9 protein-coding genes are annotated in these 12,623 nt (G+C 40.8%); 4 read left to right on the forward strand and 5 right to left on the reverse strand.

Features of this window, described 5'->3' with window-relative positions:
* Positions 1-100 precede the first annotated feature (100 nt).
* Together B5X76_RS00190 and map are read right to left on the reverse strand one after the other, a co-directional pair.
* Complete coding sequence (locus B5X76_RS00190; protein WP_079640409.1) at positions 101-2,575, reverse strand: tetratricopeptide repeat protein; 2,475 nt, start codon at positions 2,573-2,575, stop codon at positions 101-103.
* A gap of 103 nt (positions 2,576-2,678) precedes the next feature.
* Positions 2,679-3,440: a type I methionyl aminopeptidase gene (gene map / locus B5X76_RS00195; RefSeq protein ID WP_079640410.1), complete on the reverse strand. Its 762-nt coding sequence runs from the start codon at positions 3,438-3,440 to the stop codon at positions 2,679-2,681.
* Positions 3,441-3,571: 131 nt separating this feature from the next.
* Between map and B5X76_RS00200 the strand changes: the two genes are divergently transcribed.
* Positions 3,572-4,414, forward strand: coding sequence for a helix-turn-helix domain-containing protein (locus B5X76_RS00200; RefSeq protein WP_079640411.1), 843 nt, complete (start codon positions 3,572-3,574; stop codon positions 4,412-4,414).
* Between the two features lie 62 nt (positions 4,415-4,476).
* On the opposite strand, the gene B5X76_RS00205 is transcribed toward B5X76_RS00200, so the two are convergent.
* Both B5X76_RS00205 and B5X76_RS00210 read right to left on the reverse strand, forming a co-directional pair.
* Positions 4,477-6,624: a hypothetical protein gene (locus B5X76_RS00205; protein ID WP_176140941.1), complete on the reverse strand. Its 2,148-nt coding sequence runs from the start codon at positions 6,622-6,624 to the stop codon at positions 4,477-4,479.
* Between the two features lie 165 nt (positions 6,625-6,789).
* The gene (locus tag B5X76_RS00210) at positions 6,790-9,021 is read right to left on the reverse strand and encodes a hypothetical protein (RefSeq protein WP_079640413.1); all 2,232 of its coding nucleotides are present in this window, start codon (positions 9,019-9,021) and stop codon (positions 6,790-6,792) included.
* Positions 9,022-9,482: 461 nt separating this feature from the next.
* Between B5X76_RS00210 and B5X76_RS00215 the strand changes: the two genes are divergently transcribed.
* The 3 genes from B5X76_RS00215 to B5X76_RS00225 all read left to right on the forward strand — a co-directional run bounded on the left by B5X76_RS00215 (position 9,483) and on the right by B5X76_RS00225 (position 10,849).
* Entirely contained in the window at positions 9,483-10,175 is a 693-nt protein-coding gene (locus B5X76_RS00215; RefSeq protein ID WP_079640414.1) for a 3-keto-disaccharide hydrolase, read from the forward strand.
* Positions 10,176-10,245: 70 nt separating this feature from the next.
* Positions 10,246-10,626 carry a nuclear transport factor 2 family protein gene (locus B5X76_RS00220; RefSeq protein ID WP_079640415.1) on the forward strand — a complete coding sequence of 127 codons (381 nt, stop codon included), beginning with the start codon at positions 10,246-10,248 and terminating at the stop codon, positions 10,624-10,626.
* A 16-nt stretch (positions 10,627-10,642) separates the two neighbouring features.
* Positions 10,643-10,849, forward strand: a complete 207-nt coding sequence (locus B5X76_RS00225; protein ID WP_079640416.1) for a hypothetical protein — start codon at positions 10,643-10,645, stop codon at positions 10,847-10,849.
* Positions 10,850-10,881: 32 nt separating this feature from the next.
* Here B5X76_RS00225 and B5X76_RS00230 read toward each other — a convergent pair whose 3' ends face one another.
* Entirely contained in the window at positions 10,882-12,471 is a 1,590-nt protein-coding gene (locus B5X76_RS00230) for a sulfatase family protein (RefSeq protein WP_079640417.1), read from the reverse strand.
* Between the last annotated feature and the right edge of the window lie 152 nt (positions 12,472-12,623).

Genomic DNA, 12,623 nt, shown 5'->3' on the forward strand with positions numbered 1-12,623 from the left:
TTATTCTAACTTGGGACTAATAGTCATACACCGCCCTCGGACACAGATCGTCTAGATTAGGCCTGCCTTTCTTGCTTCTGTAAAGGTGCGTGATACTAAATTAATTCTCTAATGCATCAAATTCGTGTTGTTCGGCGAAGGACTTCCATTTCTGAAGCTTCTTTTCATTTTTGAATGTAAGATCTTCACCGTAGAAATAAAGCAAACGTTGGGTAGCGTACTGGTACGCTGCATATGCATTGGCTTGCTCGTAGTATTTTATAGCCTTCTCCAAATCCACTTTTACTCCCATACCGTGTTCGTAGATAATGCCGTAATAAATGCCAGAATAGGATTGATCATAATCCTTCTTGAGGTAAATCAAAAGATTGCTATAATCTCTCAACTGGTAATAGATCTCCGAAATTTTTTCATAATTGTAGTAACGTCTTTTCTCCGCTTTTTGGTAATAATCTAAAGCTAGGTCATAATTTTGTGTTATATGCTCCCCAAAGTAATACAGATCCCCCAGATTGGCTAGTGCCATTCCATCGCCTAGTTCGGCCCCTTTTTCGTAGGCTTGAACTGCTTTACTGATATTAAATGGATATCCTATTCCGTTGTGATATAAGGCGCCAATATTATTCCAGGCTACAGGGTGATGCTGTTGTGCAGCCTTTTCATAGTAGGCAATACCCCTCTGTGGATCAAACAGGGACTCTATCGCTGGATCCGTGAGTAATATTCCCAATTCAGTCCAACTGTCCACATCGTTTTTCTGGGCGCACAACTCAAAAAGGCGATGTGCCTCTTCGTAATTTTGATTCTCTTTTGCGTCTAATGCCATTTTTTTGATGGTTGCGACATCCATGGATAGCTCAGGATTGCTCCCTGCCTGATCCTTCCAGCGATTATAAAAAGAAACGAAGTACGTTAAATCTTTGCCTCGGAAGGAATAGCGATCGAGATAAATCGATCCATATTCGGCAATGCCTATCCGATGAATGCTTTTATCTTCATTCATTCGGAACATATCTTCGCCTCGGTACACAAAGAGTATTCCCTCTTCGGCCCTGTAATTCAAAGGGCTTGAAATATAGTCGTACAATGGTGTGGACAAGCCCTCTTGGAAATCAAACAATTGGTAACCATCTGTTCTCTGAATGGATAAAAAACCATCCGCGAAATAATGAATCTGTTTTATCTCGATCGTAGGATTGATCAACCAAATATTATTATCTGCATCAAAAAGTCCCAATCCACGTTCTGTTTCCAGAATATGGGTATTGGTTTTGTTGCCGGTATTTGATTCTGTTTTTACTTTGACAATTACCTCGTCTTCCAGTAAAAACTGATGTTTTAAGGAATGATAGATCTTCCAATCCTTTGCTTTGCGAATAGCCAATGTATCAAAATTTTCTACCAAAATCAGTTGATCGACTTCTTCTATGACAAGACTGCCTGTTTCATCAATCAATCGTCCTTTTTTGTCAAATTTATTGGGTTTGATCCAATAGCAAGCACCGGCTTGGGTGATACTGTCCTCTAAGAACTCTCCCAGAAACGTTCCCTTTTTTGTGTAATATTTACGCCTACTGGTGCCTTTTTGCTTGCTAAAAAACAGCTCTGGAAAGTAGTCGTAATCCAATGGACTCTCGGCTTCTGCGGGAATAATAAGCCCTTCTTCGTCGTTATAAACGCCAAACTTTCCGTCCTTCTCTACGCCTAGAAACCCATAAGTGACTCTTTCGATGCTGTCGTAATCAGGATCAATCAACCACGTATTGGAATATAGTTTCAAAACGCCCCATCTCCCATTGGCTTTTACTTGGCCCAAAGGTTCTGTCCCAAAATCAAACACATCGGATGCGTCTTCGTAGATTGGTATAACACATTCCTTTCCGTCACTTTGCAGGTAACCGCACAAAGTGCCTTTTTGAACCAAGGATATACCGTAATTATAGTCTGCTTCGAAAATGTCATCATAGGTAGCTGGAGCCAAAACGTTACCTTTGGAATCTTTCAAACCGAACTTCTCATTTTCTTCAAATATAGAGGAGGCTACTTTTTTGTAGGCATGTTCTTCAAAATACCCCAGTCCATACTCGATCCAATCGGTCTGTAAGATTTCGAGAAAGGAGGAATAACCAAACTGCGAAAACAACGGGTCTAATAACGAAAGATCCTGCGCTGTTATGGCATTTTTGTATAATTTACTTTTCTGTTGAATATCGCAGAACCACTCTTTGGCTTGTACTTTATGTTTTTCCTCATTCATATTGAACACGTCTGTTGCATTCATGACAAAAGAATCATAAGGCAAAGCTTCCAGAAATTCAAACATCTTATTTACGGGTTCGTAGTACGCCTTTTTGTAATGCAATTGGTATGTGTCGGCCAGTAAATTGAAGAAATAACGTAACTGGACGATTCCTTGCTCTTTGTTGGAAAGAAACTCAACTCCCTGTACTTTGATATCTTCTGCCAGTAAAGGGTAAAGCAGTAAAGGAATTTCGTAGTTCCACTCGCCTAAATGGGTGTCAAACGTCTGATTCGTCTCTTGATCGTAATTGAATAAATAAATACGGTGTGCCATTCGTCAAAACTACGCAATTGTACGGTTTTTAACATCGCTGTTTACAATGATCTTGATAATATCCTCGCGTAAAAAATTTAAACAGAAACGGAGGCGATTATGTTCAAAAAATTCCATTCTTGTGTGTCAAGATAATAGGTTTACTATCGGTAACAACAATGGTATGTTCATGTTGTGCCACGTACCCTCCTTTATCTCCTGTCATGGTCCAACCATCAGCACCCTCTACAGCATAGCAAGAACTTGTGGAAATAAAGGTCTCTATCGCGACGACTGTGTTCTTTTTGAACCGTCTTTGGTCAAATCGGCTTTTATAATTAAGCAGCTCATCTGGTTCTTCGTGGAGACTCTTTCCAATACCATGTCCCCCAAGGTTTTTGATCACCCTAAAGCCTCTTTTTTTTGCTTCTATCTCCATAAGGTGCCCTATCTCGGCTATCTTGACGCCTCCGCTAATCGCAGAGATGGTTTTTTGTAATACTTCGATAGAAGCATTGACCAACTGCTGGTGTCTATGAATATCATTCCCTATAATAAAGGATGCGCCATTATCGGCCCAAAAACCGTTAAGCTCGGCAGAGACATCTATATTGATTAAATCTCCTTCATTGAGTATGCGTTTGTCTGAGGGAATCCCATGACAAAATTCCTTGTCTACACTGATGCAAGTACAGCCAGGAAAATCATAGGTCAGATAAGGTGCTGACTGTGCGCCAAAGTCACGAAGAATATTGGCTCCAAAATCGTCCAACTCTTTGGTGCTCATTCCTACTTGCGCATAGTTTTTCATCTCCTTTAGAGTATGTGCAACGGCTTCACTGACTTGCCGCATTCCAATTAAATCTTGTTCTGTTTTTATTAACATGGTATCGTATTGATTTGTAATAGAACACTTTTGATTCCTGGACAAAATTAAAGTCGAGCATATACTTCTAAAAGTAAAAATCGGACATTATCAAATTTATAACGCATTATTCCGTATTATTGTGCATTCACATGCCGATAAATTTTTTACAAAATATCAAGTCCTTGTTTCCCTCAGAAACTATTCCTGCAAAGGATCAGAGTGGGTTCTGTAATGGAATAGAACCGGACTACATCTTAAAAGCATATTCTTTTTCTTGTAAGGATCTCGGGCAGCATGAAGCACTATTTAACGATGGTATCCCCTCTCTGATCGTTCTACCTAACCGATCGGACAGCGTACTTTTGAAACAAAAGGGAACGACGACATCTCTTGGCGCGGCCTGGCTATGTTGTGGGGTGATTAAAAACACATATTGGGAGATCCCTCCAAGTATGGAAGATATTTTCGTATTTCGTTTTAATCCAGCTTATTTCTACTCTATTTTAGATGTATCGACTTCTGTCTTTCTGACAAAGCCTGTCTGTGATTTGAATGATGTGTTGACTGAAAAGTGGATCTCTATTTTTGATAACATCTTTGAGCTGAAAACACTTTCCGAGAAGGTTTTATTCTTGGAAGAAGCATTATCAGCCTCACTTGTTAATGGCTATTTTCCTCCTGTTTTGAATGTTACGATAGACTATATCAATGCTAAAAGAGGGAACACCAATGTTGTAGATATTCTTGACCAATTGGGGAAAAGAGTAAGCGCAAAATGGCTGCACAGAAATTTTGTTAAATACATGGGAATCTCTCCTAAAAAATATATCTCCTTGCAGCGTTTTATATTTACTTACCAAGCCTATAAATCCGATGAGTCTAAAAATTTAGCGGATTTAGTATTGTCTACAGGATATTATGACTACAATCATTTTTCAAAAGATTTCAAGCAATATACGGGTGTAGCACCAACTCTATATTCTTGGGCTTAATAAGCTTGTGACTTCATGAAGTAAAACGAAATGCTTGCGCTACGATTGGTTATAAAATCGTTCTAATACCCCTTCGCTCTTGTCAGTTTTGCTAGTAATTGCTTGCTGGCATTTTTCGTGTCCAGCCGATAGAGATTCCAATTATTTGCGTCAACCTCTTCTAACCTGAAGCTTTGCGTCGGATCGACCAGTTGTTGTTTGATCCATCGTGGAAATGCATTTGCAGCACGGGCATTCTCCCAAGTCCGTATCGTATTGAATATTTGATCTTTTTGGGGACAACTTTCTACATTTTTCTGATTTAGTTTAAGGCTATATGTCGAACCTGTACCAATAGACATGGCTTGAATATGTTCATACTCTTCAACGGTCGATGTTTCCGTTATAGGAAAATTGCCGCCCATTCCTACCGGGAAATAGTTGGCATAAGAGACATCTCTCAGATCTTTACCTTGACTTGTGGTACTACCCCACTCTCGTGTCTCCGCATCATACAGATTTTTGCCGCCACCAACATTCCAGATACTCTGATAATGCCATGAACCTTCTGAAAGGGTAGCTCCTGTAAAACGAATATCTGGGATACCATGCTGCTTGGCTCTTTCGAACATCTTTCGAAAAAAACGCTTGGTCGAATAATACCCATGCCCATTGTTAAACAGAAATTCCTGACCGTCAAAATCATAATACCCCAATCCATTAATATAGGCCAAGTCGGCGTAGTATTCAGCAATCTTATCTTGCAATTGCATATTGGGAATCAGTCCATCATAACCGTAGTTGATGGTGACCTGCAGTTTATAAAGTGTATCTAGAGCTCGATGTGTTGTAGGCTTTGTATCCCAATATCCTCGCTTAACATTTAACAATCGATACGGTGCTTTATCGGAAACGCCGAGGTAATGAATAAGCTCTTTACCGATTTTAACCATGTTTAAGCTCTTTGAATGTCCTTCCCAACTTCCTATTTCCTGCAGATGGGTGGGATCATTGACATATATCAATGTGTCTGTAGCGCTGATTTCTTGTGCTAATAGACGCTTCTGTTGGTACCATAAGCTGTCACTGGGAACAGGACTGGCGTCTTTTGTCCCGGGAGCCAAAGAATTGGTAATGGGGGTTCTTCCGATCACAATATTGTATTTCTTTGCCAAGTCAGCGTACTCTTTGTGGGATAGGTTTCCGCTCGTGAGCTTTAATGGCTTCTTCTCAAAGTTCTTTCCGTCCAAATAACCTTCATTGCCCCTGTCTGGTCTAACAAAACCCTGATCGTATAGACTGATGGCCTTAAAGCCTAGCCGCTTCGTGTACTCGATCATATGATCATACTGCCCTCCTTCTGTCAAAACATCGGGCACATAAGCCGCAGGATCTTTTATCCATTTACCATTTACAGTTGGATAAGGTAACCCTTCTTGCTTCACGATATTTTGCACAACATCCAATAAGGCCGTGCTGTCGGGACTTCCCCAAAAAGCAATAGAAGACCCTATATAATCGACACCCGGTAGGGCCTGTACCTGAAGATGATTGGGGGTATTGATCGCCATATTCGGTATTAAAGAGAAATAGACTTCGCGCTCACTGCGTCTATCCCTAGATTGATAGGTGATCGAAATTCGTCCATTTTTATCGACTTCGGCCGCATTTCCATACAAAATACGGTAATAAGGTTCTTTATGTCCGTAAAACGCAACATCATTAACACCATCTCCGCCAAGCGTAAAAACCTGTCCTTCGTGTAAATGAATCGGCAGAGGAAATCGCTTGGTGTCGGGTGAATGGATGATATACTGAAACGGGGCAGCATCACCTTGCACATCTGCTGTCCCACCGATGGTATTATCATTCAAGGCCAACATCCCTATAGCATAATTGACAGACTCGCTGGTATCGCGACTGACACCAATGATCTCGCCTAATAAATTTGTAATATTGGTATGGTATGAGCCCCACTGAATCGCTTCTATATCCTGAGAATTGGTCAATGAAAGTAACTTCATCTTAAAATATTTAGTTTGTTGTTCTATTCGAACCCGAGCAGATGAACCATTCGAGAAGGAAAGCGTCATGATATTCTCGTTTTTTGAGAAACTCGCCTTTTCAGGATATGAATAGATTCTTTTTTTTGCATTGTAGATAGTCATGAGCGGAGAAGGCTTATCGGATGGACTAAACTCTCGATAAGGACGTTTTGTTATATTCTGCATACTGGTTATATACCCCTTTCCGTCTATCTCGATCTTAAAATATGCTGTTTTTAAAACTGTTTGTGCTGACAAAGTAATCCCGCCTCCTATCAGCAATAGAAGCAAAGCACAAGACTTTAAAAAAAATATACTAACGTGTATCATCGTTTATTTTATAAGTGGAATTTACTGAATTTTTATCGTGGCGGACTGACCTGATCGTACAGCTACCTTCTGCTTCCAATCCAAAAATGCGTTCTCTCCCAGTGGTTTTGCTGCTTGCTCTTTGTCTTCTGCGAAAACTGTTATCATCGCGTCAAATGCGGTGGGATTAAAGACTGTTATCGTCATTCCTGTTTTGGTCTTTTTGATTTCCTTGACTTCGACATGATCAAATGTATAAACAGTTCCTAAATCTTTGCGCACATAAATGCCTGGTATTTCTAGTGCCATCATCGCGCCGTTTGTCTCATTCCACCCTGTCTGTCCTCCATCGCCACGAGAACCACGGCTGTCGGCATCGCAATAGGTCAATCGTTCGGTGATCTTGCCATTGGGCTGAATGCCTTCCGCATGTGCATGGATCACATCCCGTATAAAATCGGCATACAACTTATTCGCTGTAGCGCGATACAATTTAAAGAGTACATCTCCCGACTGTGTGCAGAAGCCCGGAGCTCCATGTTTATTCTGCGTACTCGCCCATACCGCGCCGGTAAGATTGGCTCCAAGTTTAGCCAGTGGTGTATGGGACGGAAGTACGTATGGAAATGAAACGGTCCACGAAGCTGTATAGTCCGCCAGTTGTTTTGTCTGCTCTAAATATTTTTTTTGTCCAGTTGTTTCAAATAAGGTCATCATGGATGTTGTTAAAGCAATGGCTGTTTCTGAATCTGCATTTTGGAGAATATCTCCACAGCCCCCAGATGTAAATCCGAGCAGGCTAAAACTTTCGTAATAGTAAGCGGCTGCTTCATGAGCTACTTTTAGGTATTCTGGTTCTTTAAAGTAAGTGGAAGCGAGAGCAAGACCGCCCACCGCCATCGCTCCACCTGTGGTATTATAAGCGGCTACTTTGCCAGATTCTACATCGACGTAATTGCCCCAGGTCCCTTCGTCTTTCCAAGTTTTTACCAGCGCATCGGCTAATCGTTTTACTTCGGCCTTCCATTCATCAGCTATTGCGGTGGCTTTCCCTTGTTTTTCGAGCAACATAAACTGTTTTACCATCCAAAAGAGGATATCGGCATTTTTTCGTGTCAAACCTATACCTGGATTTTCTTTAGCGCCATCTCGATAAAGGACCTTCTTGTTCGCTTCTACCACATCATAAAAATAGCCGCTTTTTCCTCGACCTATAGGTAATGCAAAATCAAAGGTATTTTTCACTTTTCGATAATGCTCTGGATCCCCCAATGCTAACATTGGGTATGTATTCATCAATCCTCCTACCCAGCCGTAAGACATCCAATTGGCATTTTCCGGACAATAAAATGCAACCCCTTGACCCATATAATAACGTTCGTCAATATTTTTGGTCATAAACTGTAGCACTTGACTCATCGGAACCAAATTACGTGGCTTTGTTTCTTGCAGATGTCGCTTTCGTTCTTGCATAAAGCGTGAATAGAGCGTCACAATGTCTTGACATTTAAAATCAATCTTCGTGACACGAATCGAGAGCTCATCTCCTTTTGATACGGTAATGCCGCGATCAGGACTGCTACTGAATCCTATAAACTCGGGCTTACGTTCGCGTACTCCTGGAGCACTAATGATAAAGCTCGCTACTTGCCGATCGGGAGTTTCTTCGACGATGAATGCATGATCTTTAATTTCATTATTCCATGTTATCCCTTGATCCGTAAATAGAAAAGTTGCTGTCGCCTCCCTCCTGTTCAGATAGCTAAGCACTGGCGTTGAGGTATTACTAACATTCACCTCAAGAAGGGATTTAGAACCGTATTCGGGCGATAATTGCGGAATGGGATTGGATGTTAAAGCTAAATCTTTTCGAAAGTAATCTGACTTATCCAATCCGGTAGCATACTCTCGGTTAACGATGCGTTGTCTATTTCCATTGTAAACTACCGCTGGTATCATTACAAAATTATCACTCGTCCAATCATACTCATCAAAGGCCACCGCTACTCCCACATCGGACATCGCACGCTTAGCTTTAAAAGTAAAGCGATAAGTGGTTGCATCCCCGTCCTTTTTGGTTTCCAGCTCTTGTCTCACCTCCCAATTTTCGGAAGTTTGATCGATAATCCTTTTCTCTACCAATCTTGCTTTATCGTATTTACAATCCAGCAAACGCAACTTGACTTGACTATCTCTTTTTTCTGGCAACCAGCTCTGACCGTATAAGGATACCGATACTAAACAAACACATACTGCAATTTGAATTTTCCTCATTTCATATCTTCTTTATGAGTGAGGTGCGTTTTCTGCTACATGCATATGTTTTTTCCCTTTGGAGAAGTTCTCTTCTTGTAATCATACTGATATTCGCACTATCCCGATTGGTTTATACTTGATATTGGTCAAACATACTGCAGACCTCTAGTTAAAGATATTAATTTAACTGGAATTGCAACTTAAAAGTAAAGACTTTTTAGGAAAGAAATGGCTTATTACGGGAACCCGTATTGTGCCTTTGATGAGTTTGCTTAGCTTAGCACCAACTTAATAGAGGATACTGCTATTAGTTAGTGCGTGTATAAGAAGGCTGTCCGTAAAAGGACGGCTTTCTTTACTATGTTACTATTGGTTATATTGGCACGGTAGCTCAGTAACAAAGAAATAACGGTCAAGGGAATCATGAAAATTATTATGTATGTTTGTTTTAACGATAACAACTCAAACCTAATTCATCTATGAACTTTTATTTTTCAGCTCTTTTTTTTGTAAGTAGCTTGACGTTTTCATCTTCTTCCTTTGCTCAATCGGAAAATCTCTTCAATGGCAAAGATTTAAAAGGATGGCATATTGATGTTCCAGATATGGACAAAAATAGGGATTTGAAAAGTCCTTTTCTGGTTAGAAATGGAATGCTAGTAAGTATGGGAACGCCAAATGGTCATATCATAACTGATAAGTCGTATAAAAATTACAGTCTGACTGTTGAATACCGCTTTGCTGGAAAGCCTGGGAATTGTGGTGTACTGGTACATGCTTCTACTCCCCGTGCTCTTTATGGGATGTTCCCAAAATCTATTGAGGTACAGATGATGCATGAAAATGCGGGAGATTTTTGGTGTATTGTAGAGGATATTAAAGTGCCAAATATGCTGGAGCGCCGTGGTGAAGAAGCTGAATGGGGTATTACAGAGGGTAAAAAACGAAGAATACTGAATCTTACCGATCATTCGGAGAAGCCACTTGGGGAGTGGAATAGTATGCGGATTGAATGCTTAGACCGGATTATTAAGGTGTGGGTAAATGGCGACCTTGTAAATGAGGGTTACGACTGTACCGCGAGTAACGGACAGATTGCCCTACAAGCTGAAGGTGCTGAAGTTGAATTCCGTAAGGTTGTATTAACGCCGATAACTCGCATATCCAGATAGAAGCTCTACGAGAACCGTTTCCTCTTAATAGTTAATAAGGAGAAACGGTTGAATTAACCAATCTAAAGTTATGAAAAACACAATGACAAAAGATGAAATCTTAGATTTAGAGAATAGACTCTACATAGCTATTAAAGCAAGTAATATCCAGTCGCTTGACGAATTGCTACATGAAGATTTACTTTTTGTATCTCCAAATGGGGAGGTAATAACCAAAGAAATAGATTTAAATACCTATCGCGATGGCGCATTAAAGATACACGAACTCCTTCCTAAGATTGAGAATCTAAATATTATTGATAATGTAGCCGTTATTACACTGACCATAGAGTTAAAAGGAGAATACAATACAGCACCTTTCGAAGCTAAATATCGTTATATCCGATTTTGGAAGGAGTTTCCAGAAGGAATTAAAGTCATTGGTGGCAGTGGAGTTCAACTGGCAATTTAAAATTCAATCTAAAACGATGGCAGATATCTGGGAGGACAGGGCTATTATCGCGCGTTGGTCTAAACACATTCTGTCGGGCGCAAAATCGGATCTTCCTAGTGTTCAATATGATCTGATGGCCACTCTTGCTGAATTAACCGGGGCGAAGGTGCCTGTCACGGATGGTATCTCGTTCTTACCTACGCTACCGCGTAAATCGGACAAGCAGACTCTACAATCTTGAAAATGTACAGACCGATCCATTTAAATATTGCCTTATCTTTTAGAAACCGGTAAGAAATGACAATCGTTTGTGGCGGAATCATTATATTTCAATCGAGTTTCTTTTAGTTTCTCATGCATTTGCTTGCGCACCTGTGCATAATCTGGGTGATGGTATATATTGTTTAGTTCCTGGGGATCTTTTTCTAGATCATAAAGTTCCCATTCGTCTACATCATAATAGAAATGAATCAATTTATATCGCTGTGTTCGTATACCATAATGCCGCTTTACCATGTGTATAGAAGGGTACTCATAATAGGTGTAATAAACAACATCACGCCAGCTGTTGGTGCGGCCATTAAGCAGGCCGCGAAATGACTCTCCTTGCATATCTTCGGGTGCCTTGATCCCAGCATAATCTAACAATGTGGGGGCAAAATCAAGATTTTGTACCAATGCGTCTGAAGATTGCCCTGGTTTTATTTCGGCTGGATAGCGTATAAGTAGAGGTGTACGTAGCGATTCTTCATACATAAAGCGCTTGTCGTACCAACCGTGTTCGCCCAGGTAGAAGCCTTGATCTGAAGTATAGACTACAATAGTATTTTCATCCAATCCGTTTTCCTTTAAAAAATCTAACAGGCGCCCTACCCCATCATCGACCGCTGCTACCGTACCCAAATAATCCTGCATATAACGTTGGTATCGCCAACGCATTAGACTGCTATCCGACATCTGTCTGTAACTTGCCTTAAAGTCGGCCATAATCGGATTGTACACAGAATCCCACCTCGCTCGCTCGTCTGGTGCCATTCGTCCCAGATTATTGTTAAATGCGGCTTTGTCCCAAGATAGGTATTCCTTAATGCCCAGTTCGTCCATCATCGCGGGCGGAACCTTGTTGTCTCCCGCCCAGTTCATGTGTTTAAGGATGTTCATCTCGGCTGTTTTGGCTGCGACTCCTCGACCTTCGTAATTATCAAAGAGAGTTGCCGGTTCTTTATAGGTTCTTGAAGTGTATTCTTTAATATGACGCAACGCGGGAAGCCATTCGCGATGAGGGGCCTTCTGATGATACAATACACAAAATGGTTTAGCTGTATCTCTATTGGCTATCCAATCTAATGTCATGTCTGTGGTGAGGTCTGTAACATATCCTTCGACCTGCTTTTTTGTCCCGTTAATTATAAAATTTGGATTGTAATACTCGCCCTGATCGATAAGTACCGCAGAATAATCAAATCCCTGAGGTAGTCCATCCATATGAATTTTACCTATAAGTGCTGTTTGATAGCCGCTAGTTTGCAGAATCTTAGCAAAATTATTTTGATTCCAATCGAATGTAGCTTCATTATCGATCTTGCCATTTACATAACTATGTTTGCCCGTTAGCAATACGGCCCTACTGGGTGCGCATAGTGAATTGGTGACAGTAGCGCGTGTAAACAGTGCACCTTCGATGGCCAATCGATCAATATGTGGGGTATGGTTGAGCCCATGTCCATATGCACTTACGGCTTGATAGCCGTGATCGTCGCTCATTATATAAACAATATTTGGTCTCTTTCGCTGCGATTGTGCAGAGACGACAGTGTTCGCTATCACTAGAAGCAATATTATCAGTAGCTTATCTGTATTCATAATTATTGGTGTCGTGTTATGATGATCACCCCTCACCTAATTCTTAGCACTACCCTTTGGTAAGCTATGGAATCTCACAAGGTTAAGCAAAGCCCCTCATAAGAGCATTGTTTTTTGTCAACTCTAATATAAAGATTCTCTCTTATTGTGTC

Origin of the sequence: Sphingobacterium nematocida (genome assembly GCF_900168125.1) — a bacterium.
In the GTDB taxonomy this organism is placed as follows: Bacteria; Bacteroidota; Bacteroidia; order Sphingobacteriales; family Sphingobacteriaceae; genus Sphingobacterium; species Sphingobacterium nematocida.